This is a genomic window from Mesorhizobium sp. XAP4 (genome assembly GCF_029269325.1).
Classification (GTDB): domain Bacteria; phylum Pseudomonadota; class Alphaproteobacteria; order Rhizobiales; family Rhizobiaceae; genus Mesorhizobium; species Mesorhizobium ciceri.
Genome location: NZ_JARIXW010000001.1, coordinates 1,225,536 through 1,249,856, shown reverse-complemented (window position 1 = coordinate 1,249,856; position 24,321 = coordinate 1,225,536). Strand labels below are relative to the sequence as shown.

25 protein-coding genes are annotated in these 24,321 nt (G+C 62.2%); 13 read left to right on the top strand and 12 right to left on the bottom strand.

What is annotated here, in order from left to right; translation table 11 throughout:
* Positions 1-66: 66 nt before the first annotated feature.
* Positions 67-1,329, bottom strand: coding sequence for an N-acetylmuramoyl-L-alanine amidase (locus tag P3C39_RS06260; protein WP_275952943.1), 1,263 nt, complete (start codon positions 1,327-1,329; stop codon positions 67-69).
* 654 nt (positions 1,330-1,983) lie between these two features.
* Here P3C39_RS06260 and P3C39_RS06255 point away from each other — a divergent pair.
* A complete protein-coding gene (locus P3C39_RS06255; RefSeq protein WP_024503887.1) occupies positions 1,984-4,920 on the top strand; it encodes a ribonuclease E/G in 2,937 nt (978 codons plus the stop codon).
* Between the two features lie 170 nt (positions 4,921-5,090).
* Here P3C39_RS06255 and P3C39_RS06250 read toward each other — a convergent pair whose 3' ends face one another.
* Entirely contained in the window at positions 5,091-6,038 is a 948-nt protein-coding gene (locus tag P3C39_RS06250; protein ID WP_013531363.1) for a glutaminase, read from the bottom strand.
* Between the two features lie 4 nt (positions 6,039-6,042).
* A complete protein-coding gene (locus P3C39_RS06245) occupies positions 6,043-7,191 on the bottom strand; it encodes an aminotransferase class I/II-fold pyridoxal phosphate-dependent enzyme (protein ID WP_027160394.1) in 1,149 nt (382 codons plus the stop codon).
* A 145-nt stretch (positions 7,192-7,336) separates the two neighbouring features.
* Between P3C39_RS06245 and P3C39_RS06240 the strand changes: the two genes are divergently transcribed.
* From P3C39_RS06240 to aat, 6 genes are all read left to right on the top strand, one after another.
* A complete protein-coding gene (locus tag P3C39_RS06240; protein WP_013531361.1) occupies positions 7,337-8,731 on the top strand; it encodes a M48 family metalloprotease in 1,395 nt (464 codons plus the stop codon).
* 61 nt (positions 8,732-8,792) lie between these two features.
* On the top strand, positions 8,793-9,596 hold the full coding sequence (locus tag P3C39_RS06235; RefSeq protein WP_275952942.1) for a DsbA family protein: 804 nt from the start codon (positions 8,793-8,795) through the stop codon (positions 9,594-9,596).
* A gap of 149 nt (positions 9,597-9,745) precedes the next feature.
* Complete coding sequence (gene aroQ, locus P3C39_RS06230) at positions 9,746-10,180, top strand: type II 3-dehydroquinate dehydratase (protein WP_013531359.1); 435 nt, start codon at positions 9,746-9,748, stop codon at positions 10,178-10,180.
* Positions 10,181-10,206: 26 nt separating this feature from the next.
* Entirely contained in the window at positions 10,207-10,665 is a 459-nt protein-coding gene (gene accB, locus P3C39_RS06225) for an acetyl-CoA carboxylase biotin carboxyl carrier protein (protein WP_013531358.1), read from the top strand.
* A 10-nt stretch (positions 10,666-10,675) separates the two neighbouring features.
* Positions 10,676-12,019, top strand: coding sequence for an acetyl-CoA carboxylase biotin carboxylase subunit (gene accC, locus P3C39_RS06220; RefSeq protein WP_013531357.1), 1,344 nt, complete (start codon positions 10,676-10,678; stop codon positions 12,017-12,019).
* Between the two features lie 12 nt (positions 12,020-12,031).
* A complete protein-coding gene (gene aat / locus P3C39_RS06215) occupies positions 12,032-12,649 on the top strand; it encodes a leucyl/phenylalanyl-tRNA--protein transferase (protein WP_024503883.1) in 618 nt (205 codons plus the stop codon).
* A gap of 9 nt (positions 12,650-12,658) precedes the next feature.
* On the opposite strand, the gene P3C39_RS06210 is transcribed toward aat, so the two are convergent.
* From P3C39_RS06210 to P3C39_RS06200, 3 genes are all read right to left on the bottom strand, one after another.
* A complete protein-coding gene (locus P3C39_RS06210) occupies positions 12,659-13,045 on the bottom strand; it encodes a hypothetical protein (protein WP_024503882.1) in 387 nt (128 codons plus the stop codon).
* Positions 13,046-13,120: 75 nt separating this feature from the next.
* Complete coding sequence (locus tag P3C39_RS06205) at positions 13,121-13,711, bottom strand: DUF2155 domain-containing protein (RefSeq protein ID WP_063172299.1); 591 nt, start codon at positions 13,709-13,711, stop codon at positions 13,121-13,123.
* 123 nt (positions 13,712-13,834) lie between these two features.
* Positions 13,835-14,233 carry an NADH:ubiquinone oxidoreductase subunit NDUFA12 gene (locus P3C39_RS06200; RefSeq protein WP_013531353.1) on the bottom strand — a complete coding sequence of 133 codons (399 nt, stop codon included), beginning with the start codon at positions 14,231-14,233 and terminating at the stop codon, positions 13,835-13,837.
* A 255-nt stretch (positions 14,234-14,488) separates the two neighbouring features.
* Between P3C39_RS06200 and panB the strand changes: the two genes are divergently transcribed.
* Positions 14,489-15,304 (top strand): 3-methyl-2-oxobutanoate hydroxymethyltransferase, encoded by an 816-nt coding sequence (panB, locus tag P3C39_RS06195; protein WP_198327644.1) that lies wholly within the window; start codon positions 14,489-14,491, stop codon positions 15,302-15,304.
* Complete coding sequence (gene panC, locus P3C39_RS06190) at positions 15,301-16,152, top strand: pantoate--beta-alanine ligase (protein WP_013531351.1); 852 nt, start codon at positions 15,301-15,303, stop codon at positions 16,150-16,152. Before panB ends, panC begins: the two co-directional genes overlap by 4 nt.
* A 37-nt stretch (positions 16,153-16,189) precedes the next feature.
* Here the strand turns inward: panC and P3C39_RS06185 are convergent, their stop codons facing one another.
* The 4 genes from P3C39_RS06185 to gatB all read right to left on the bottom strand — a co-directional run bounded on the left by P3C39_RS06185 (position 16,190) and on the right by gatB (position 19,492).
* Complete coding sequence (locus tag P3C39_RS06185; RefSeq protein WP_013531350.1) at positions 16,190-16,606, bottom strand: hypothetical protein; 417 nt, start codon at positions 16,604-16,606, stop codon at positions 16,190-16,192.
* Positions 16,607-16,633: 27 nt separating this feature from the next.
* Positions 16,634-17,332: an AIM24 family protein gene (locus P3C39_RS06180; protein WP_275952941.1), complete on the bottom strand. Its 699-nt coding sequence runs from the start codon at positions 17,330-17,332 to the stop codon at positions 16,634-16,636.
* A gap of 161 nt (positions 17,333-17,493) precedes the next feature.
* Complete coding sequence (locus tag P3C39_RS06175) at positions 17,494-17,988, bottom strand: GNAT family N-acetyltransferase (RefSeq protein WP_275952940.1); 495 nt, start codon at positions 17,986-17,988, stop codon at positions 17,494-17,496.
* 4 nt (positions 17,989-17,992) lie between these two features.
* Positions 17,993-19,492, bottom strand: a complete 1,500-nt coding sequence (gene gatB, locus P3C39_RS06170) for an Asp-tRNA(Asn)/Glu-tRNA(Gln) amidotransferase subunit GatB (RefSeq protein WP_275952939.1) — start codon at positions 19,490-19,492, stop codon at positions 17,993-17,995.
* A gap of 354 nt (positions 19,493-19,846) precedes the next feature.
* Here gatB and P3C39_RS06165 point away from each other — a divergent pair, with 354 nt between their 5' ends.
* Positions 19,847-20,149, top strand: coding sequence for a YjhX family toxin (locus P3C39_RS06165; RefSeq protein WP_013531345.1), 303 nt, complete (start codon positions 19,847-19,849; stop codon positions 20,147-20,149).
* A 47-nt stretch (positions 20,150-20,196) separates the two neighbouring features.
* Here the strand turns inward: P3C39_RS06165 and P3C39_RS06160 are convergent, their stop codons facing one another.
* The gene (locus P3C39_RS06160; RefSeq protein ID WP_013531344.1) at positions 20,197-20,628 is read right to left on the bottom strand and encodes a CBS domain-containing protein; all 432 of its coding nucleotides are present in this window, start codon (positions 20,626-20,628) and stop codon (positions 20,197-20,199) included.
* Positions 20,629-20,715: 87 nt separating this feature from the next.
* Complete coding sequence (locus P3C39_RS06155) at positions 20,716-21,474, bottom strand: rhomboid family intramembrane serine protease (protein WP_063172303.1); 759 nt, start codon at positions 21,472-21,474, stop codon at positions 20,716-20,718.
* A gap of 388 nt (positions 21,475-21,862) precedes the next feature.
* Between P3C39_RS06155 and P3C39_RS06150 the strand changes: the two genes are divergently transcribed.
* The 3 genes from P3C39_RS06150 to P3C39_RS06140 all read left to right on the top strand — a co-directional run bounded on the left by P3C39_RS06150 (position 21,863) and on the right by P3C39_RS06140 (position 24,146).
* The gene (locus P3C39_RS06150; protein ID WP_024503876.1) at positions 21,863-22,495 is read left to right on the top strand and encodes a PAS domain-containing protein; all 633 of its coding nucleotides are present in this window, start codon (positions 21,863-21,865) and stop codon (positions 22,493-22,495) included.
* A 183-nt stretch (positions 22,496-22,678) separates the two neighbouring features.
* Positions 22,679-23,296 (top strand): PilZ domain-containing protein, encoded by a 618-nt coding sequence (locus P3C39_RS06145; protein ID WP_013531341.1) that lies wholly within the window; start codon positions 22,679-22,681, stop codon positions 23,294-23,296.
* A 241-nt stretch (positions 23,297-23,537) separates the two neighbouring features.
* Positions 23,538-24,146, top strand: coding sequence for a transglutaminase-like cysteine peptidase (locus tag P3C39_RS06140; RefSeq protein ID WP_063172304.1), 609 nt, complete (start codon positions 23,538-23,540; stop codon positions 24,144-24,146).
* The last annotated feature ends 175 nt before the right edge of the window (positions 24,147-24,321 follow it).

Genomic DNA, 24,321 nt, shown 5'->3' with positions numbered 1-24,321 from the left:
GAAATAAAAGCACTGGGTGTTGTCGTCGCGCAACGCCGCCTCTGGTTGCAGGCGTCGCCGGTCATGTCAACCTCCGGTTCCCGATCCGGCCTTGGCCGACGCGAACAGCGCGACGGCATTGGTTATGCTCTGGGCCGCCTTGCCGCGCCAGTCGGCGTTGAGCAACTGCGCCTCGTCCTTGGCGTTCGAGAGATAACCGAGTTCGACCAGCACCGACGGCACATCGGGTGCCTTGAGCACCTTGAAACCCGCGGAGCGCTGCGGATTGTTGATAAGACCGACGCTGGTCGACAACTGGCCAACCAGCGTGTGGGCGAAACTCATCGAGAAGTTGTGTGTTTCGCGGCGGATCAGGTCGATCAGGATGTCGGTGACTTCCTTGTTGTCGTTCTTGATTTCCATGCCGGCGAACTGGTCGGAGAGGTTCTCACGGTCGGCAAGCGCCTGCGCCTCGGGGTCCGAAGCCTTGTCGGAGACGGTATAGACGGTGGCGCCGCGAATGCCCTTGACGCTGATCGTGTCGGCATGGATCGAAATAAGCAGGTCGGCCTCATGCTGACGGGCAATGCGCACGCGGTCGTCCAGACGCAGGAATTCGTCTGTGTCGCGCGTCATGAACACATCATAATTGCCGACCGCCGCGAGTTTGTCGCGCAGCTCCGTGGCGAAGGCCAGCGTGACGTTTTTTTCGATGGTGCCGTTCAGGCCCTCGGCACCGCCGTCGATGCCGCCATGGCCGGGGTCGATGACGACGGTGAACCGATGGCCCGGATTGGAGACCGGCCCGGTGCCGACCCGCCCTCCCTTGTCGGTCGAAACGGTCGATCCGGTGGTCAGCGCCTGATTGGCAAGTGCGGCATCGAACTCGCGTTCGGATGCCGCTGACATATCGATGGCAATGCGGTAGCCGGTTCCGTCCTCGTTCTTGAGCACGTCGAGCTTGTCGACGGCAAAGGGTCCCTTGCCGGTGAGGATCAGACGCGAAACGCCCTCGCCGAGTTCGCCCAGGCGCACGCCCTTGACCAGGCCCCGCGCCTTCAAATCCTTGGCATCCACGGCGAATCTCGTATTCGCGAGATCGATGACAAGACGGTTGGGACCACGCAGCAGGAACCATTTGATATCGGGTTCGCGGTCGAAATCCATGACGATGCGCATCTTGGTGGCATCGCCGGCCATCTTGTAGCCTTTTGCCACGAGCGGAGCGTCGGCGGCACTGGCATTTGCAGACAAGACGGATGAGGCCGCCAGCAGCAGCAAGAGGCAGAAAGCGGCCAGGATCCGGCCGCCGACAGGACATCCCTTGTCTGTGAAGTCCGCCAATCCCATCTCTCTTGCAGTCGCTCCCGGTTTGGCGCCCGGCGCCCGGTCGTTTCGTCGAAATGCCGGTTAGGCCGCGAACTCGATTAACGATTGGTATCCAGAGAAGGTTAACCAAGCCTTTTCATGCAGGGCCGCAAGCCTGGCTTTACGCTACGGAACGGCTTTTTGCCGGCATCGGAAATCGGGGTTGCCTTCCACCCCGCCAAATCATAAAAGCGATGGTGGATCACTGCAATCCTGGAACCGCCCTCCTCCGCAGCTTCTTGCTACAGGGTCAGACGTAAAGGCGGCTCCTTTCGCTTCAGGCGAAAAGGGTTCAGGTGATCGCGACGAATTTCGCAGGCGTGCTCCCGTGGCGGGGGAATCGCCTGCGTGAGGAAAACGGCCGGGTTTGTTCCCGTGCCGGCTCTGTATGAGCAAACAAGCTGGTCCGGTTCGTCCGGGCTTTGGTTCAAAAGGTTCTGTTGGTGACGATGGCTTCAAGCGCAATCATGGAAAGGTCCGCATCAAACCGCGCCATTATGGCTGCGGGCGGCACCGCCATGGCGCTCAAGCGGCGGCCGACGGACGTTCAAATATCCGGCACCCACATTCCAGACACGCAGCAGCAGGCTTTGCCTCGCAAGCTGCGGCTGACGGCTGCCGGGGGGAAACGAAATAATGCCCAACAAAATGCTGATAGACGCCTCCCACCCGGAGGAAACACGCGTTGTCGTCATACGCGGTAACCGTATTGAAGAATTCGACTTTGAATCCCAGGACAAGAAGCAGCTCAAAGGAAACATCTACCTAGCCCGCGTAACGCGCGTAGAGCCCTCCCTTCAGGCAGCCTTTGTCGAATATGGCGGCAACCGTCACGGTTTTCTCGCCTTCAGTGAAATCCACCCCGATTACTACCAGATTCCGGTCGCCGATCGTCAGGCACTGCTGCGCGCGGAAGCGCAGGAGGCTGAGGACGAGGAGAACGAGGACGGCGACGGCGATGATCGCCAGAGCCGCGATCGCGGACGGCGCGGCCGCAGGCGCGGCGGCAAGCCCCGCGACCGGGGCGAGCACAAGCGCGATGCAGCCGATTCCGGCGAGGCGAGCGACGCTGCCGACGAGGCAGAAGAAGGTGCCGACGCTGGTGTCGAGGACATCTCGCACACGTCCGAGATCATCGAACATGCGGCTGATTCGTCCGAACATGCCGATGCGTCCGAGCATGGTGAGGATTCGGCCGAGCAGGACGAAGGCGAAATCCGCGAAGGCGGCCCGACGTCGATCGCCGCCTCGGTCGAGGCCGATGTGATTTCCGAAGCCGTCCCGCTGGCCGAACAAGGCAGCGAAGCGACCTCCGGCGACAATGATCGCGGCATGCTGGAAGAAGTGCAGTCCTCGCATCCGGACGATCACGAGGTCGAATCGGTCGGCGCCGAGGATGCGCTGGAAGAAGTGCGCAACCGCCGCAAGCCGGTGCGCCGCCAGTACAAGATCCAGGAAGTGATCAAGCGCCGGCAGATCCTCCTGGTGCAGGTCGTCAAGGAAGAGCGCGGCAACAAGGGCGCGGCGCTGACCACCTATCTGTCGCTGGCCGGCCGCTATTCGGTGCTGATGCCGAACACGGCGCGTGGCGGCGGCATTTCGCGCAAGATCACCAGCGCGGTCGACCGCAAGCGGCTCAAGGAGGTCGTCGCCGATCTCGAAGTGCCGCAGGGCATGGGCGTCATCCTGCGCACCGCCGGCGAGAGCCGCACCAAGGCAGAGATCAAGCGCGACTACGAATATCTGATGCGGCTTTGGGAAAATGTCCGCAATCTCACCTTGCAGTCCACGGCCCCTGCCCTGGTCTACGAGGAAGGCAGCCTGATCAAGCGCTCGGTCCGCGACCTCTACAACAAGGATATCGACGAGATTCTTGTCTCCGGCGAGGAAGGCTACCGCGAGGCCAAGGACTTCATGCGCATGCTGATGCCGAGCCACGCCAAGGTGGTTCAGCCGTTCCGCGACACGACGCCGATCTTCGTGCGCAACGGCATCGAGGCACAGCTCGACCGCATGCTGCAGCCGCAAGTGACGCTGAAGAGCGGCGGCTACATCATCATCAACCAGACCGAAGCGCTGGTTGCCATCGACGTGAATTCGGGCCGCTCCACCAAGGAGCACTCGATCGAGGACACCGCGCTCCACACCAATCTGGAAGCGGCCGAGGAAGTCGCGCGTCAGCTAAGGCTGCGCGATCTTGCCGGCCTGATCGTCATCGACTTCATCGACATGGAGGAGAACCGCAACAACCGCTCCGTCGAGAAGCGGCTGAAGGATCACCTCAAGAACGATCGTGCGCGCATCCAGGTCGGCCGTATCTCGCATTTCGGCCTCATGGAGATGTCACGCCAGCGCATCCGCGCCAGCGTGCTGGAATCGACCATGAAGCCTTGCCCGCATTGCGGCGGCACCGGCCATGTGCGCTCCGATTCGTCGGTCGCGCTGATGGTGGTGCGGGCGATCGAGGAATTCCTGCTCAAGGATTCGCGCAGCCACATCACGGTGCGGACGCCGGCGGCGACAGCACTCTACGTGCTCAACCACAAGCGCGGCACGCTGGTGGAACTCGAAAGCCGCTTCGGGCTGACGATCACCGTCGAGGCCGACGATTCGGTGGGTTCGCAGCACTATGCGATCTTCCGCGGCGCGTTGGCTGAAAAGCCGGAAGGCTTTGTCGAGGCGCGCAGCTTCCCGGCCTATGTCGAGCCGGACGAGCCCGAGGATGAGATTGCCGTCATCGAGGAAGACGACGAGGCGCCGATCCAGGCAGAACAGCCACGCCAGCAGCCGCAGCAACAGCAGCCGCGGCCCGCTGCCGGTGGTGAGGAAGGCGAAGGCCGCGACCGCAAGCGCCGCAAGCGTCGGCGTCGGCGTGGCGGCAAGGATCGCGATCGCGAACATGGCGCCCCTGCGGACGGTGCTTCCGTCTCGGCTCCGGCCGGCGAGTTTTCGGACTCGGACTCGGCCGCCGGAGATGGCGACGCGGAAGCGGACGACAATGCCCCTGTTGGTGTTTCCGAAACTCCTGCCACAGCTGAAGCTTCGGACGAAGGCCAGGGCAAGAAGCGCCGGCGCGGCAAGCGCGGCGGCAAGCGCAACCGCCGCGAAGACGGTGAAGGCGAGGCTGAGGCAAGTGCTGGCGAAGCAGCCGACGCGTCCGAAGGCGAAGTCTCGGCAACCGAGGTGATCGCTAGCGAGCCGGTGGTTACCGCAGCGGCCGAAGAGCCGGTGGTGCTTGCTCCGGCCAATGACGACGCGCCGAGCACGGAGAAGCCGAAGAAGCCACGCCGTGCCGCCAAGCCGAAGAAGGCCGCAGCCGAAATCGTCGCCGAAGAGCCGGCTGCCGAGGCGGAAGCACCGGTCGAGACGCCGGCCACGGCGTCCGACGAAGCAGCGGCTGTCGAGAAGGCACCGAAGGCCCGCCCGTCGCGGCGCAAGCCGGCGGCGGTGAATGCGCCGGTCGAGCCGGTGGTGTCTTCGACCGTAGCGGAAGAACCCGCGGCCAAGGCCGAGGACAAGACCGACGACAAGCCGAAACGCGGCGGATGGTGGCAGCGGAAGGGCTTTTTCTAAGCCTTTCAGCCACCTGAGCTAGTTTGTTGACAAAAATCCCGCGCCGTCTCGAAGACGGTGCGGGATTTTCTTATCTGGCGCTATTCCGGATCGCGAAAGGCTAAAACGCTTCTTTGATTTTTATGCATGTCGTTGTCCCAAAACCGCTGCGCACTTTTGGGCGACATGCATCACGGCGCGAAGATCGACCAGTTCATCATCCTGGCCAGCTTTTCCAGCGCGATCGACCCCAGCTTGGAGTTGCCGTTGGCATTGAGGCCGGGCGACCAGACGGCAAGCGACGCCACGCCCGGCACGATGCCCAATATGCCGCCGCCGACGCCGCTCTTGCCGGGGATGCCGACGCGGAAGGCGAAATCGCCGGAGCCATCATAGTGACCGCAGGTCAGCATCATCGCGCCGATGCGGCGTGCCCGTTCGGCCGACACCACGGAATGCCCGGTCGCCGGGTTCTTGCCGCCATTGGCGAGGAAGCGGCCGGCGAGCGCCAGTTGCCGGCAACTCATTGCGATGGCGCAATGGTGGAAGTAGACGCCCAGCGCCAGCTCCGGCGCGTGGTGGAGATTGCCGAAGGATTTCATGTAGTTGGCAAGCGCGAAGTTGCGATAGCCGGTGGCCCGTTCGGACGCCGCGACCTCACGATCGATGATGATCGTTTCGTCGTCGGCGAGGAACTGGATGAAGCGCAGGATTTCGCCGATCGCCTCGCGCGGCTGGTGGCCGGCAAGCAGGATGTCGGAAATGACAATGGCGCCGGCATTGATGAACGGGTTGCGCGGAATGCCGTTCTCATGCTCGAGCTGCACGATCGAGTTGAATGGATTGCCTGACGGTTCGCGGCCTACCCGCTGCCAAAGCGCGTCACCGACATTGCCGAGCGCCAGTGTCAGCGTGAACACTTTCGAGATGCTCTGGATGGAAAATGCCTGGTCGGCATCGCCGGCCATCAGCACGCGGCCGTCATTGGTGACCGCCGCGATGCCGAACTTCTTCGGATCGACCTTGCCCAGCTGCGGAATGTAGGAAGCGACGTCGCCGCGATCGGTGCGCTCGGCCATTTCGGCGGCGACTTCGGCCAATGCCCGATCAAGTTTGGGGGCCTGTTCAAGTTCCGGCATGGTGCTACCTCAACCAGCGTTCGATGCGCACCATTGCCTCGACCATGTCGTCGTGGCTGCCGGCATAGGAGAAACGCATGGTCCGGTGCCCAGCCTGAGTGTCGAAGTCGCGGCCGGGCGTTGCTGCAACATGCGCCTCGGCCAGCATCTTTCGCGCAAAGGCCATGCTGTCATTGGTATGCCTGGTGACGTCACAGAACGCATAAAAGGCGCCGTCCATGGGCGCCGCCAGCGGAAAGCCGAGTTCCGGCAGGCGTTTCATCAAGAGCTCGCGATTCCAGGCGTAGCGGCCTTTTACCGCCTCCAGTTCCTCGGTCGCCCTGAACGCTTCGATCGCGGCAATCTGCGATAGCTCCGGCGGCGAGATGTAGAGGCTCTGGGCGACGCGCTCGACCGGCCGCACCAGTTCCTGCGGCAGCACCATCCAGCCGATTCGCCAGCCGGTCATGCAGTAATATTTGGAGAAGGAATTGATCACCGTCACATCGCCGCCATAGGCAAGTGCCGTGGTGTCGGGGGCGGCATAGGCCAGCCGGTGATAGATTTCGTCGGAGATGACGGCGATGCCGAGGTCCTGTGCCGTCCTTACCAGGGCCGCCAGTTCATCGGCTGGTATGACCGCGCCGGTTGGATTGGCGGGACTGGCGAAGAGAACGCCTTTCAGCGGCTTTTCACGATGCGCGGCTTCCAAATGGCCGGCATGCAGGTAGGCGGCGTCGCCGAGCTCGATCTCGACCACCTCGATGCCGAGTGCGGCCATGATGTTGCGGTAGGCAGGGTAACCGGGTGCCGCGATGGCGACGCGGTCACCCCGATCGAACATCGCCAGGAAGGCAAGGTTGAAGGCGGCCGACGATCCCGTGGTCACCGCGATCCGGCCGGGCTCGATCTCAAGCCCGTAGTGATCGGCGTAGTGTCCGGCTATCGCCTTGCGCAAACCTGCCAGTCCGAGCGCGTCGGTGTAGCCGATGCGCCCATCCTGCAGCGCCTTGGCTGCTGCGGCGCGAACCAGAACCGGTGCGGGATCGGAGGGTTGGCCGACGGCCATCGAAACAACCGGCACGCCCTGGGACTTCAGCCGGTTTGCCTCTGCCAGAATGTCCATCGCATGGAAGGGCTCGACATTGCCACGGCGTGAGAGCGAAACGACCATTTAACCAGTATTCCCGATGACTGACGGCGCCAGGCACTGGCGCATGTGCCGCACAAATGCCCGATTGATGTGAGGATCACAAGTTGAGGAAGTTTCCGGCGCCGACTTTTCATCTTTCGCCCGCTCGTCTACCAGTGGACACATCATGTTGAGCCGACCCAGATCGACGATTGCCCAGGCAGCGCGCGTCTTCGCGACGCTTTCGCTTGGCGTTGCCGTTGCAATGTCGAGCTCGGTCAGCGCCTTCGCCCAGAACGTGCCGGTGGTGCGCGACGCCGAGATCGAGGCGCTGGTGCGCGATTACGCGCGGCCGATCTTCAGGGCGGCCGGCCTGGCGAATGACGGCATCGACATCGTCCTGGTCAACGACCAGAGTTTCAACGCCTTCGTCACCGGGCGTCGGCTGTTTATCAACACCGGCGCGCTGATGACGGCTGAAACGCCCAACGAGATCATCGGCGTCATCGCGCACGAAGCCGGTCATATTGCCGGCGGCCACCAGCAGAAGCTGCGCGACCAGCTCGAACGAGCCAAGACGATGGCCGTCATCGCGACATTGCTTGGCGCCGGCGCCATTGTCGCCGGTGCCACAACCAGCAGCCGCGGTCTCGCCGGCGCCGGCATGGGCGTGGCTGCCGGCGGCGGCGAAATGGCACAGCGCAGCATCCTCGCCTATCAGCGCACCGAGGAGATGACGGCCGACCGCTCGGCGATCACCTATCTCAACGCCACCGGCCAGTCCGGCATGGGCATGCTGAAGACATTCCGCCGCTTCCAGACCGCACTTTCGCTTTCGGGCGCCCAGGTCGATCCGTATCGGATCAGCCATCCGATGCCGCAGGACCGCATCGCCAATCTCGAAGTGCTGGTGAAACAGGACCCCAATGTCGACAGGCCGGACCCGCCCGCGCTGCAGCAGCGCCATGACATGATGCGGGTGAAGATCGCCGTTTACATGGAAGGCCAGGCGGCCGCGTCCCGGCTGATGCGAAAGATGCAAGGAACCCTCGCCGCCCAGTACGGCGACGCCCAGTCGACCTACCTGTTCGGCAACATCGCCGCCGCCCTCGCCAAGACCAATGCACTGATCAAGGCGCAACCGAAGAATGCCTACTTCCAGGAACTGCGCGGCGACATCCTGATGAAAGCCAACAAACCCAAGGAAGCCGCGGACGCCTATGCCAAGGCGGTCAGCCTCGATTCGGCTCGGTCCGGTCTGCTGCCGGTGTCCGTGGGCCAGGCGCTGATGGCCGTCGGCACGCCCGACTCCCTCAAAAAAGCCGTCGTGCAGATCAACAATGGCCTCGGTCGCGACAAGGAAAATTCAGCCGGATATCGCTATCTGGCGCAGGCCTATGGCGAGTTGGGCGACATACCTGGCGCTGAACTTGCCACCGCCGAAAGCCATTTCTATTCCGGCAACTACAAGGATGCGAAGATTTTCGCCATGCGGGCGCAGCAGCAGATGAAACGCGGCGAGCCGCGCTGGCTTCGCGCCCAGGATATCATAAACTACAAGCCGTCAACCAAGATCAAGTGAACCTTCCGGCCCCGCGCCACGACATAGCCAGACCGGAAAACAGGCAGAAGGAACAGGAACGATGAAAAAGGCACTGCTGCTGGGCACCACGGGGGTTGCGGTCGCTCTGGCCATGCTGGCTTTCGGATTCGTTGCCGGAAACCCGCAGATCGCCAAGGCCGGGACCGCACAGCCGGTCGAGACGGCGGCGGCCGATACCAAGATCGACCGCACCGAGGTCGAAGGCATCATCCGCGACTATTTGTTGAAAAACCCGGAAGTTCTTCTGGAGGTCCAGGACGCGCTTGAGGCCAAGCAGAAGGAAGAGCAGCGCATCGCTCATCTCGGCGTGATCAAGGATGCCAAGGACCAGATTTTCAACTCCGCCTTCGACGGCGTCGTCGGCAATCCGACCGGCAAGGTCACCATCGTCGAGTTCTACGACTATAATTGCGGCTTCTGCAAACGTGCCATCGACGACATGAAGGCGCTGACCAAGACCGATCCGGACCTGCGTTTCGTGCTCAAGGAATTCCCCATCCTCGGACCGGATTCGCAGAAGGCGAGCGTGGTCTCGATGGCCTTCCACCTGATGCACCCGGAAAAGTACGGCGAGTTCCACAATGCGTTGCTCGGCGGTCAGGGACGCGCCACCGAGGCGGCGGCCATGAAGGTCGCGCTGTCGCTCGGCGCCGACGAAGCGGCGCTGCGCGAGAAGATGAAGGACCCGACAATCAACGAGGCCCTCGCCAGGACCTACGATCTTGCCAACAAGCTGGCGATCACCGGAACGCCGTCCTATGTCGTCGGCAACGAGGTGGTGTTCGGGGCGCTCGGGCAGGAAGTGCTGGCTGAAAAGATCGAGGCGGCGAAAGCCGCGCTCTGATCTTGCTCGCCAGCTATCTCTCACTGGCACATTTCCGCCTGTTGTGGACAGTGAAAGAACGCACTTGCGCTCTTTCCGCGGGCGGCTATGCCCATTATAGAGGGCCCAGCGCGCCGGCTTGATGACGGCGCCGGGAAAGGTCGGCTTTTTTGAAAACGGTTTTCGTCCTGAACGGTCCCAATCTCAACGCGCTCGGCAAGCGCGAGCCGGGCATCTATGGCGGCAAGACGCTTGCCGCGATCGCCGACGACTGCAAGCAGGCAGGCACGGCGCTGGGGTTCGAGATCGATTTCCGCCAGTCGAACCATGAGGGCGACCTTGTCGACTGGATTCAGGAAGCCGGCGACAAGGCTGTCGGCATCGTCATCAATCCGGGCGCCTACAGCCACACCTCGATTGCCATCCACGACGCCATCCGCGCCGTCGCACCATTGCCGGTGGCCGAAGTTCATCTTTCCAACATCCATGCGCGGGAACCATTCCGCCACGTCTCCATGGTCGCGCCGGTCGCCGTCGGCATGATCTGTGGCTTTGGGCCGCTCGGCTATACGCTGGCGCTACAGGCGCTGGCCGCACGCCTATGACCGGCCAACAAACAGAAGGCTCGAAAATGTCGATAAAGAAGACCGGTGTTGACCAGCAACTGATCCGCGATCTGGCGGGCATACTGAACGACACCAACCTCACCGAGATCGAGGTTGAACTGGGCGACCTGAAGGTGCGCGTCTCGCGGCAGGCGCCGGCCGTTCATGCAATCGCGGCGCCGCAACCGGCCTATGCGCCGGCAGCAGCGCAGGCTGCCGCCGTTGCCGTGCCTGTGGTGGCGGACCTTTCCAAGAATGCGGTCACCTCACCGATGGTCGGCACGGCCTATTTGGCGCCGTCGCCGGACGCCAAGGCATTCATCGAAGTCGGCCAGAAGGTCAAGGAAGGCCAGACGCTGCTGATCATCGAAGCAATGAAGACGATGAACCAGATCCCCTCGCCACGCGCCGGCACGGTGACCGCGATCCTTTTCGAGGATTCGCAGCCGGTCGAATATGGCATGCCGCTCGTCGTGATCGAGTAGAGCGGGCCTGATGTTTCAGAAGATCCTCATCGCCAATCGCGGCGAAATCGCCCTCCGGGTGCTGCGCGCCTGCAAGGAACTCGGCATCCAGACGGTGGTGGTGCATTCGACCGCCGATGCCGACGCCATGCATGTGCGGCTCGCGGACGAGAGCGTCTGCATCGGTCCGCCGCCATCGCGCGACAGCTATCTCAACATCCATCAGATCGTTGCGGCCTGCGAAATCACCGGCGCCGACGCCGTGCATCCGGGCTACGGCTTCCTGTCGGAGAACGCCAAGTTCGCCGACATACTGGCCGCGCACAACATCACCTTCATCGGTCCGTCCGGCGACCATATCCGCATCATGGGCGACAAGATCGAGGCCAAGCGAACCGCCAAGCGCCTCGGCATTCCGGTTGTGCCCGGTTCGGACGGCGCCGTCACCGACCAAAAGGAAGCCAGGCGCATTGCCGCCGAGATCGGCTATCCCGTGATCATCAAGGCATCGGCCGGTGGTGGCGGGCGCGGTATGAAGGTGGCGCTTACAGAGGCCGACCTTGAGGTCGCCTTGCAAACGGCGAGCACGGAAGCCGGTGCGGCCTTCGGCGACGATGCGGTCTACATCGAGAAATACCTGGAAAAGCCGCGCCATATCGAGGTGCAGGTGTTCGGCGACGGCTTTGGCCGCGGCGTGCATTTCGGCGAGCGCGACTGTTCCTTGCAGCGCCGCCACCAGAAAGTCTGGGAAGAGGCGCCCTCGCCGGCCCTCAATGCCGAAGAGCGCGCCCGTATCGGCGGCATCTGCGCCAAGGCGATCGCCGACCTCGGCTATTCCGGCGCCGGCACGATCGAGTTCCTCTACGAAAATGGCGAGTTCTATTTCATCGAGATGAACACGCGCCTGCAGGTCGAGCATCCGGTGACGGAAGCGATCACCGGCATCGATCTCGTGCATGAGCAGATCCGCGTCGCTTCCGGCGGCGGCCTCTCGGTGAAGCAGGAGGACATCAAGTTCAACGGCCACGCCATCGAATGCCGCATCAACGCCGAGGACCCACGCACCTTCACCCCCTCGCCCGGTACGATCACCCATTTCCACACACCGGGTGGTCTGGGCATCCGCGTCGATTCCGGCGTCTATTCCGGCTACAAGATCCCGCCCTATTACGACAGCCTGATCGGCAAGCTGATTGTACATGGGCGTAACCGCGTCGAGTGCATGATGCGCCTGCGCCGCGCCCTGGACGAGTTCGTCGTCGACGGTATCAAGACGACGCTGCCGCTGTTTCGCGATCTCGTCGGCAATGCCGACATCGCCAATGGCGATTATGACATCCACTGGCTGGAAAAATACCTGGCCAAGGAAGAGTAGCGCGGAGACGCGATGACCCGCCCCTACGCGCCCGGCTATCGCATCCCCACCGACCTGCTGCTCAAGGCCTACGCCTCGGGCGTTTTCCCAATGGCAGAAAGTGCCGGCGACCCGGAGGTGTTCTGGGTGCGGCCGGAGACACGCGGCATCATCCCGCTTGACGGCTTTCACACGCCGAAAAGTCTCTGGAAAACGATCAAGAAACATCCCTTCGACATCCGTTTCGATTTCGATTTCGAGGCGACCATCGACGGCTGCGCCGAAAAGCGCGCGGAGCGGCGCTCGACCTGGATCAATGCGCCGATCCGCGAAGCCTATATCGAGTTGCATCGGATAGGCCATTGTCATTCGGTCGAAGCGTGGCGTGAGGACCGGCTGGTCGGCGGCCTCTATGGCGTGTCGCTCGGCCGGGTGTTTTTTGGCGAGAGCATGTTCGCCAGGGAGACGGACGCTTCCAAGACCTGCCTCTTCTACCTCGTCGAGCGCTTGAAGGCGCGGGGCTTTGCTCTGCTTGATACGCAGTTCACCACCGAGCACCTCAAGCGGTTCGGTGCGGTCGACGTGCCGCGCGGCAAGTATGAGAAGATGCTCGCCGATGCGTTGAAGGGCGAGGCAATATTCTATCCCTGAGGATTGAGCCTACTTCCCGGTAGCGGCTTCCAATGGAGTCTGCGAATGGAACATCATCTTCCAGCCGTTGGCGCGATGGACGTAGCCGGTGCTGACCAGCGCGGCATAAGCCTCGCCATTCTCCCGTGTCGCACGCGCCTCGTAAGTCAGCATGATGATGTCGCTGCCCGGCTCGATAATGCCCTTGAGATCCATCTGCAGGTTGCGCCAGCGGTTGGGCTTGGCCGCGGTCTTGGCCAGATCCGCATTGTCCATCGCCTGTGCCATCTGCGGAAATGCCACCAGGCATTCGGTGTCGGCGTTGGCCGCGTAGTAGGCGGAGTCGCCCGTCCAGAACCCCTTTTCGAGTTCCAGCAATTCGGCCTTGCTAGCCGTGATCCGTTTGCTGTCTGACATCGGAAGATCCTCCTTGCGCATGAATGTGCGCTCGTCCGTGGCCCAACGCATTGTGGCCAGGACGGTTCCGGGGGATCAGTTGGTGTCGGTAGTATCGGGTTCCGAAGCGTCCGGCTCCGTCACATCAGGCGTTGTGACGTCCGGAGTGGTCGCGGCTTCCGGTTTGGCTGCGGCGGGCTTGGGAGCCTCCGCTTTGGTTGCGTCAGCCTTGGCTCCGTCGGGCGCCGGCACATCCGACTTCTGCTTGCAGGCCTTCAGCCAGACGTCGTAGACGGCATGCTCGACGGCGTTGAGGCCGGGGCTTTCGGCAAACATCCAGCCGGTGAAGATGCGGCGGATCTTGCGGTCGAGCGTGATCTCGTCGACCTCGACGAAGGAATCGGTCTTCGGCGCCTCCGCCTGCGGCCGCGAATAGCAGACGCGCGGCGTCACCTGCAAAGCGCCGAACTGCACCGTCTCGTCGATATAGACATCGAAGGTGATGATCCGGCCGGTGATCTTGTCGATACCGGCAAACTCGGCAACGGCATTGGTAACCCGGTCCGCTCCCGCGGGCGGCACCGGCGCGGGTGCCGCGGGCTCAGGCGAAGCGGCGAAGGCCACGGTGCTGACGGCAAGACCGGCGGCTAGCGCCAGACTGGCCGATATTGAGTAAGAAAAGCTCATGCAAAGATACCGGTGGTTCGCGCCCGGGTGATTCTGTCGATCGCCAAGGCTAGTCGCCGTTTTCTGATCAGCAAGCAGCTAAACACCAATTGTGGCGATAAAGGACCGGCTCGCACCCTGTCGCTACGACCCGGGTGTCCAGGCATCGTAGTCGCCGGTGACCTGCGGGCGATGCTGATTGGTGAGCACCGAGCCCTTCGGGCGATAGGCCGCCGGGCTGCCGGTCAGATTGGGCTGATGCGGCTTCTGCCAGTCGCGTGGCTTGTAGTCCTCGCTGGACGGCGCGACGTCGACACGGTGGTGCATCCAGCCGTGCCAGCCGGGCGGTATCGCCGAAGCTTCCGAATAATTGCGGTAGATGACCCAGCGGCGCGTGCGGCCTTCCGAATCGATGCCGCCTTCGTAGTAAAAATTGCCGGTCTCGTCCTGGCCGACCTTCTTGCCATACCGCCACGTGTGCAGGCGGGTTCCTATCGTCTGGCTGTTCCACCAGGTGAAAAACTGCGTAAGGAAAGTCTTCATTTCAAAACCCTCGCGCCGGCAGCGCCCGTTTCCTGCTTATGGCGTCAGGCCTTGCCGAAGGCAAGGGTTTTGCCACGGCGTGTGCGCAAATGGCTTTCCCGAAACCCGACACAAGCCTGTGATCCTGCCGGTGGCTGCATGCACGCTTGCCAAGCCTTTGCGGTGTTTCTAAAGCTCTGCGCGCCCATGCTTGTATCCAGCCCGGCTTGAGGCCAAAGGAGGTGACGATTGGCCACGGAATTGCCGACCACCGACATGCGCATCAGCGCCGAGGCGATTCGCCACCGCAAGGGCGGCACGCCGATCGTTTGCCTGACCGCCTATACCTATCCCATCGCCCGTCTGCTTGATCACCATGTCGATCTGCTTCTGGTCGGTGACAGTGTCGCCATGGTCCTCCATGGCCACAAGACGACACTGGGTGCCTCGCTGGAGATGATGATCGCGCATGGGCAAGCCGTGATGCGCGGCTCGGCCAGTGCCTGCGTCGTCATCGACCTGCCGGCTGGCAGCTATGAGGTCACGGCAGCACTTGCCGTCGCCTCGGCGCGGCGGGTCGTCGACGAAACCGGCTGCCAGGCGGTGAAGCTCGAAGGCGGCGTCGACATGGTTAGCCAGATCGCGGCCATCGTCGCCGCCGGCATTCCGGTCATGGGGCATATCGGCCTCCAGCCGCAATCGGTCGAGAAGGACGGCGGCTACAAGATCAAAGGCCGCACCGAGGGGGCTGTTGCGGCATTGCTTCGCGATGCGCTCGCCGTCGAGAACGCCGGGGCTTTCTCGGTGGTCATCGAAGGCACGGTCGAGAGGGTCGCCGCCGATATCAGCCGCCGCCTCGCCATTCCAACCATCGGCATCGGCGCCAGCGGCGACTGCGACGGCCAGATCCTGGTCATCGACGACATGGTCGGGCTGACCGTCGATCGCGTGCCGAAATTCGTCAAGGAATACGCCGACCTGCGCAGCGCGATCTCGCATGCCGCAAAGAGCTATGCAGCAGAAGTGCGAAACCGGACCTTCCCGGGCCCCGGCCATGTCTTTTCGGCGACAAACAGCAGGGATGACGCATGAGCCAACCCGTCGTCGTCGACAGCGTTGCCGCACTTCGCACGCAAATCCATGACTGGCGCCGTGACGGCCTTCGTGTCGCCATGGTGCCGACCATGGGCGCTTTGCACGACGGGCACATCTCGCTGGTCAGGATCGCGCTCGAAAAAGCCGAGCGCTGCGTCGTGTCGATCTTCGTCAACCCGACACAGTTCGCGCCGAGCGAAGACCTCGACAAGTACCCGCGCCAACTCGCCCGCGATCTCGACCGGCTCGGCGCGGCAAAGGCCGACCTTGCTTTCACACCGACGGTTGGCGAGATGTATCCCGCCGGCTTCGCCACGAAAATCTCGGTCGGCGGCCCCTCCGCCGGGCTCGAATCGGACTTTCGGCCGACCTTTTTCGACGGCGTCGCCACCGTGGTGGCAAAGCTCCTCCTGCAGGCAACGCCCGACTTTGCGGTCTTCGGCGAGAAGGACTACCAGCAGCTTTGCGTGGTGAGACAGCTCTGCGGCGATCTCGACCTGCCCGTCGAGATCGTCGGCGCCCCGACGATACGCGACGCGCATGGTCTCGCCATGTCGTCACGCAACGCCTATCTCGATGAGGCCGAACTGAAGGTCGCCCGCCAACTCAACGTGATATTGCGCAAAACGGCAGTGGCTCTGGCGGGCGGCGCCGACCAGAGCGACGCAACCGAAGAGGCCAGCCGCGCCCTCATCGCCGTCGGCTTCCAGAAGGTCGACTATGTCGAGGCACGCGAAAGCCTGACGCTTGCGCCATGGCGTCGAAACCGCGAAGGGCGTCTTCTCGCAGCAGCATGGCTCGGCAAGACCAGGCTAATCGACAATGTGGGGGTTCCCGCTGCCTAGCGAAGGCTCGATCCTCCGCGGCGGATTGCTGCCGCGCCTAGCTCTCGCTCTTTTGCCGGCCGGCCCTGACGATCAGGTGTCCCGCGACGATCCCAACCACCCCGGCAAAGGCTTTCACCAATGCATCGATGAGGCGTGCATGGCGACCGGGATCAATGAGCTGAAGCAGTTCCAGCATGCCGGCGATCACAGCCACGAAAATCACCACTTGATACAGTCGGTTGGGGAAGCCGACCGCCAGGGCGAAGCCCAGCAGGACATAAGCCAAGGCACGCTCGACATTTGCTTCAGCGAGGTGCGGCCGCATCTGGATCGGCGACAAGGTCGCGAAAATGATGATGGCGAGCAGCGCCAGCGCCGCAGTGCGGAACAATTTGGTCATGGCCCTTGCATATCCGTGGTGAGCCGGCACGGCAAACGCCGCGATGACGCATGGCCGGATCGTGGCCGCCATTGCTGCCCGCCAGTGGCCTTCGCCGAACTATTCCTCGGTCGGCATATGCAGATACATCGACTGGATGCCGACACGGCCCGGTCCGGTGAATCGGTTCACGATGAAATTCATGTTGGCGCCGAAGAAGCCGCTCGACAGGCGATCGATCTTGGTTTCCATCCTGACCGAGGCATCCTTGAACAGCCAGCCGCCTGGTTCGATGTCGATGGTTTCGCCGGCGGCGAGCGTCTTTTCGAAGACGTTGCCATAGCCGTGCAGCCAGACGATGCCATCGCCGGAATCACCGCGAAAGCGGTCGATGAAAAAGCCGCTCTGGCCGAACAGCATCGTCGCCAGGCCGCGCACCCGTTCGAAGGTGTAGTCGACATTGCCGGTGGCGGCGAGAAACTGGTGCTCGCGCACCTGGATCTCTTCGCCGTGCCTGAGATGGATCGGCACGATGTGGCCCGGCCCATCGCGGCTGAAGGCAATGATGCCCGCCCCCGACGCCTCGGTGACGAAGATCTGCATGCCGGCCATCATCCGCTTCAGCGCGCCCTTCAGCGATTTCAGGCCGATGGTGATGGTGGAATTCTTCCACAAAAGGATGTGGTGCTCGAAATAGACCGGCATGCGCGTGACATCGACCGAAAGCACCGGCACCAGCTCGCCCGCTATATGATAGGTGACGCCGCCAAAGGTCTCGTCCGACACCTGTGTCGGCATCAGTTCCGGCAAGCTTGGCATGACGATTCCCCAAGCTGCCTCGCATGCCACCGGTCAAACACCGATCATGGCTGGGGTCAGCGGCCACAGCTTTGCGCTCGATATTTGCGCCGTCAAATGAAAGCCGTGTGCTCGAGGGTCCACTCGCAACAACGTGATGCAATCGCGCGATCATCGAGCGCTCAGGCGGTCAGCATCCGCTCAAGAATCAACGCAGCAATACCGGACTGCGCCGGCCCATAATTGTCGGCCCGGCCAATCTCGGCAAAACCATTGGCCAGATAGAAGGCGACCGCACGCCTGTTCTGCTCCACGACCTCGCTGCGTAGAGAGCGGGCTTCCGGAAAATTCTCGATCACCTCATCGAGCAACATCCCGCCGATGCCCCGGCCTTGCAGGTCTGGTGCGACATGGAGCTGTTGCAGGTCGACCACGGTGCCGCCTTCGACGCTTTCGGCATAGGCGACGCCGCCGATGCGCTTGCCGTCGTCGGCGACCAGGAATTCGGCATTCGGCCGCTCAAGGCTAGCTCTCAATTTCGCCGGCGAACACCAATCCTCGATGATCCGGTCGATCCGATCAGGGCCATAGACCGCGTCATAGGTCGTGTGCCAGGTTTCGACCAGCAGCGCCCGGATGGCCGTCAGATCACGTTCACCTGCGGTGCGGACAAACACCGCGCTACTCGATGCCCAGCTTGGTCTTGACGAGGTCGTTGACCGCTTGTGGATTGGCCTTGCCGCCGGTCACCTTCATCACCTGGCCAACGAACCAACCGGCCATGCTCGGCTTGGCGCGCGCCTGTTCGACCTTGTCGGGGTTGGCTGCGATCACCTCGTCTACGGCCTTCTCGATGGCGCCGGTGTCGGTGACCTGCTTCATGCCACGGCTCTCGACCAGCTGGCGCGGATCGCCGCCCTCATTCCAGACGATCTCGAACAGGTCCTTGGCGATCTTGCCGGAAATGGTGCCGTCCTTGATCAGATCGATGACCGCGCCAAGCTGATCAGGGGAAACCGGAGCGTTTTCAATGTCTTTTCCGGCCTTGTTCAATTGCCCGAGCAGATCGTTGATGACCCAGTTGGCGGCGAGCTTGCCGTCGCGGCCGGCGGCCACCTTCTCGAAATAGTCGGCGATCGGCTTTTCCGAAACCAGGATCGAGGCGTCATATACCGACAGGCCGAGCGACGCGATCAGCCGCGCCTTCTTGTCGTCTGGCAGTTCCGGCAATTCCTTGGCCAGCGCATCGACATAGGCCTGGTCGAATTCCAGCGGCAAGAGGTCCGGATCGGGGAAGTAGCGGTAATCATGCGCCTCTTCCTTGGAGCGCATCGAACGCGTCTCGCCCTTGACGGCGTCGAACAGCCGCGTCTCCTGGTCGATCTTGCCGCCATCCTCGAGAATGGCGATCTGCCGGCGCGCCTCGAAGTCGATGGCCTGGCCGATGAAGCGGATCGAGTTGACGTTCTTGATCTCGCAGCGCGTGCCGAACTCGCCGCCCGGCTTGCGCACCGAAACGTTGACGTCGGCGCGCATCGAACCTTCGTCCATGTTGCCGTCGCAGGTGCCGAGATAGCGCACGATGGTGCGCAGCTTGGTGACATAAGCCTTGGCTTCGTCGGCCGAGCGCATGTCGGGCTTGGAGACGATCTCCATCAGCGCCACGCCGGAGCGGTTGAGGTCGACATAGGACATGGTCACATGCTGGTCGTGCATCGACTTGCCGGCATCCTGCTCCAGATGCAGCCGCTCGATGCCGACCTCGATGTCCTCGAATTCGCCCTGACGATCGGGGCCAACGGAAACGATCACCGTGCCCTCGCCGACGATCGGCTGCTTGAACTGCGAGATCTGGTAGCCCTGCGGCAGGTCTGGATAGAAGTAGTTCTTCCGATCGAAGACCGACTTGTGGTTGATCTGCGCTTTCAGCCCAAGGCCGGTGCGGATCGCCTGCTTGACGCATTCCTCGTTGATGACCGGCAGCATGCCGGGCATCGCCGCATCGACCAGGCTGACATTGGCGTTGGGCGCCGCGCCGAAAGCGGTCGAGGCGCCGGAAAACAGCTTTGCTTCCGATGTAATCTGGGCATGGACCTCGAGGCCGATGATGATCTCCCAGTCGCCGGTGGCACCGGAAACAAGGCGCTTGGCGTCGGGCGTGCGGGTGTCGATGAGGGACATGGTGGCCTGCGTATTGGAACTGCGGATAATGCGTTTCGCACACTTTGGTGTGCAACTTCGCTAGTGCAAACCGCCAAAAGAGACAAGCGCCCAAAAAACACAAGCGCAAAGCCGCGGACTGGCCTTTTCAGCCGCGTTCGCCTATAGGAGGTCCATTCCAATGGAGAGTGGATGTCCACTTACGCTCTGTCCCGGTAAGGCCCTGACCTCCTGGCGAGGCAGGGCAGAAAACCTGAAACCCCGTGCCGCGAAGCTTCGCGGCGGCGGCATTTTTTGTTTTCCCGGAAAACTCTCACATGGATATTTCGCGCAGCGCATGACCCCGAAAATCGGTATCGATTTTCGGAAAGGATCATGCGCCAAATCATAAGTGCCACAGCGTCCTTTGCGCGTCCAAGAGGACGCGCGGCGCTGTGGAAACAGCGCATCCTGCACCTGCTCGCGCAGGGCGGACGCATTGAAATCGAAAAGAACGAGAAGAAACGGATCGCCTCCGTCAAATGCCTGACCCGCGACGGCTGGCATTATCCGGGCGTCGATCTCGAGCTGTTTCGAAAACTGAAGCGGAAGAAGGCTGTTTCTTCGTCTGACGGTGGACCCTACCGCATCACCCGGCGCGGGCTCGCACTCGTCCGCTCCGAACTCGACAACAGGTAACCACGGCTCCGCCGGTCGGTTCTCCGGCCGGCGGTTCGCCTCACCGCTCAGGCGGTGGCGATGTAGGCTCTGATCTCGTCGGCCTCGCGCTCGACATCCTCGATGCGGCGCTTGACCACGTCGCCAATGGACACGATGCCATCGAGCATGCCGTCCTTTTCCACCGGCAGATGGCGGAAGCGGCCTCGGGTCATGATCTCCATCACCTCGTTGACGGTGTGGTTTTCGTTGCAGATCTTCACTTTCGGCGTCATCGCCGAACGCACGGGGATATCGAGCGCGGCTCCACCTTCGCGGGCGACAACCCGGACGATGTCGCGCTCTGACAGGATGCCGACGATCTTGCGATCGCCATTGGTGATGACCAGCGCCCCGATCTTGTGCTCTGCCAGGATACGGATGGCTTCGCTAAGCTTTTCGTTCGGCCCGAGCGTCAACACGTCATGGCCTTTTCTCTCGAGAATTGCCTTAACCGTCATGGCGTCCTCCTCTGCTTTGCCTGCCGGTTCCTGCCCTGACCGGCCTTCACGTAAGAGTGAACATCGTGCGCCGTGATCGGTTGCATTTCAAGTGTGGTGGTCGGCCGTCTCCCATTCGGGCGCCTGCCATCGCCTGTCGAACCAGCGCAGGCCGAGGAAGCCGGCGACAAAGCCGCCAATATGGGCCTCCCAGGCGATCTGGCCGTCTACCCCCGGGGCAAAACCGAGCAGGCCGGTGGCGAGATTGATGACCATCCACATGGCAAGGAAAATCACGACACCGCGTAAGCGCAACACGAATGCGATCGGCAGCACCGGGCCGGCGAAGGCGGCTTTGCCGGCCGAACGATCGGTGCGGAAGCCAAAACGCGCCGCAGCCCCCATCATGCCTGATATCGCACCGGAAGCCCCGACCAGCGGCGCCTCACCGTAAGGATGCAGTGCCCAGAAAAGCGCGACCGAAGCCAGCCCGGTTGCGGCAAAGAACAGCGCGAACCACAGCGTTCCCAGACGGTTTGCCAATGGTGAACCAAACGCGGCGAGCCACACCATGTTGATGGCGATATGGGCAAAGCCGCCATGCATGAACGCGTAGGTGAAGGGCCGCGAAAACAGGAACCAGTCGAAGCCGTATTGCCCGGTGTAGAGAACGGGGATGAAGGCCCCGTCATACAGCAATGTCATCTGCTGGGATTCGCTCAACACATATTGCTGCAACAGATAGACGACGACGCAGATGCCGATCACCGCCAGCACGACGGGCGGCAGGTTGAACACCGGCTCGCGCCGCGGCTCGGGCGCGCCCTCGAGCGGGTCGGCTTCCGAGGGAATTGCCGGTTCACTCATTTGAAATTGCACTCCCTGCGGGATTCCAGGTTCGAGCATCTAGATTAACGCGGACCGAACAGCAAACCGCGAATCATCTGGCGCGAATCAAAAAAGAAGCCGTTCAAGGTTTCCCTTGAACGGCCGGTCGAGCCCCCTGCTCCCCTAAAACTCTGACTGAAGTGCTGCCGATCGTCGCGAAACGACCGCTTCTGGAGTGGTTTTTGTGTGCCACGGGGCTGGCTCAGACGCAACGTAAACCACTTGTTAACCTTAACGACCCCGACCCGTGAACAAGTGTTAACGACGCTGGCACGCTTCCTGCTCCGCAACGCATGTAGGTCCTCGGAGGGCGCCCTTCTGTTCACCGATGGGACATCAGACGACAGATTGCGCGGAGCAGCATAGCATGAACCAGAATGGATCGATCACGCTGTTCCAATATTGGAACCGCCTGCGTGATGGACGCCCCGCCCCGAAGCGTTCGGAGGTCGAACCGGCCGACATCAAGTCGCTGCTGGCCGACACCTTTATCCTGGAACGTGACACGCGCGGACAGGCCGTATTCCGGCTGGCCGGCACAAGGCTTTGCGCCTGCTACGGCCGCGAGCTCAAGGGGTTTTCCTTTCCATCGCTGTGGCGCGAGAAGGACCAGCGGCTCGTCTCGCGCCTGATCCATGGCGTGTTCGAGCAGAAATCGGTCGTGCTCATCAGCTATGAGGGCTTCAGCCGCAACGGGCGCTCCAATAAGTTCGAACTGCTTGCCCTGCCGCTGGACGGCGGCGTCGAAAATCCGCGCTGCCTGGGCGTCATCAGCGCCGTGGAGAAACCCTTCTGGCTGGGTGCCGATCCGATCACCGATGCGTTGATCGATTCAATCCGCGTCATAGATCCGGAGAAGGAGCTTCTGAACAATCGCCCGGCGATCGATGTTCCCTCGCTTGTTCCCGATGAACTTGGGGCACCCGAGACGATCTCGGCGCTCGGCCGGGTGCGTCGCATCCGTCATCTCGTCGTCTTCGATGGCGGGCGCGAGGAATAGTCCGCTGTTTTTTGAGACCTGATGCACGTCGCCCAAAACTGCGCGGCGGTTTTGGCACCACGGCCTGCAAAAAGGAAAACGCTGGAGCGCCCGCTTTTCCCCTTTGTTAACCCGCTTTGTTGTACTTCTGTGATGAAGTTCCTCGCATCGGCGCGCGGGATGCCAAACGGGGTGTAGGCAGTCATGAGGTCAGCGGCGGTCGACTATGCGCCGTCCCAAGCTGAAAGGCGAAACTTTCAGCGCGTCCGGGTTAAAATTTACGGACGCTTCATGCTGGAAGACCGCACCGAACATCCCTGCCAGGTCGTCGACATGTCACCGGGCAATGTTGCGTTTCGCACCGACCGCATCGGCATGCCCGGCGAAAAAATCATCGCCTACATCGATCATATCGGCCGCATCGAAGGCGTCGTCACACGCACCCTGCAGGACGGTTTCGCGATGACCGTCATTGCATCGGATCGCAAGAAGGACAAGCTGGCCGCGCAATTGACCTGGCTGGCCAACAAGCATGAACTCGACCTGCCGGAAGATCGCCGCCACGAGCGCGTCGCACCGCGCAATCCGACAAGCGTGCTGCAGCTCACCGACGGCCGCCAGTACCAGTGCCGCATCATCGACCTTTCGCTCTCCGGCGCCGCTGTCGAAATCGACGTCAAACCGGCGATCGGCATCCAGGTCATGCTTGGCACCATGCGCGGGCAGGTCGTGCGTCATTTCGAGGATGGCGTCGCCATCGAATTCGCTGTGATCCAGCGTCCCGAAACGCTTGATTCCGAATTCAACACGCCACGCGCCTGAGCAGGCCCGACAGCAACATTCCAGGAACCGGCCCTTGCGGCCGGTTTTTTGTTTCTGGGAGCTTGTTTCTGGGAGCGCTCCGCGCCCGAGGTGGGAGCCTTCAGATCCAAACGAATTAATACTCAAATGATTCAAATTTTACGTTTATTCTATTGGAGTTTTACTCAATATCTACTTCGCGCTTTTGCGTCAAATAAATCCACACGTGGCAATGTCTCCTTCGAACGGGGAGACTACAACAATGAAGAAAACGAGGGGCAAGCTGTTGCTGGCGGCAATGGCGATGCAGCTTTCCGCTTGGGGATCAGCATATGCCGCGGGACCGGCCTATATGCACACCGGTGGACGCACCACCCAGCCTGTTGGTCACTATGAGTTCTGCCAGCGCATTCCCGGCGAATGCAGCGAACGGACCCCCAGGGGTGCGCCGGTCGAACTGACCCGCAAGCTGTGGGCGACGATCGTCAACATCAACAATTCGGTCAACACCCGCATCAAGCCGCGCACCGACATGGAAAACTACGGTGTCGAGGAATATTGGGCCTATCCGGCCAATGGCTATGGCGATTGCGAGGATTACGCGCTGGAAAAGCGCCGCGAGTTGATGGATGCGGGCGTCCCCGCCGGCAATCTGCTGATGACGGTGGCGCGCCAGCCGAATGGCGACGGCCACGCGGTGCTGACCGTGCGCACCAGCCTCGGAGAATTCATCCTCGACAATCTTGAGACCAAGGTCCTGTCCTGGACGGACACCGACTACACCTATCTCAAGCGCCAGTCGGACCAGAATTCCGGCGTTTGGGTGACGATCAATGACGGCCGCTCCGACGCGGTCGCCAGCGTCCGCTAAAACAGAGCTCAAGCGCGCCGCGTGAATGCGAGGCGCTTCAGGAGAAACCCGGTCGAGTCCCCACCCTCCCCGTCCCCAACGACCGGGTGAAAGGAGCCGGCCCCGTCCCCGGGCCGGCTCCGCCATTTCTGGCTATGGCCGTTCGAAAACCAATCAGGTTCCGAGAAATCTGCGT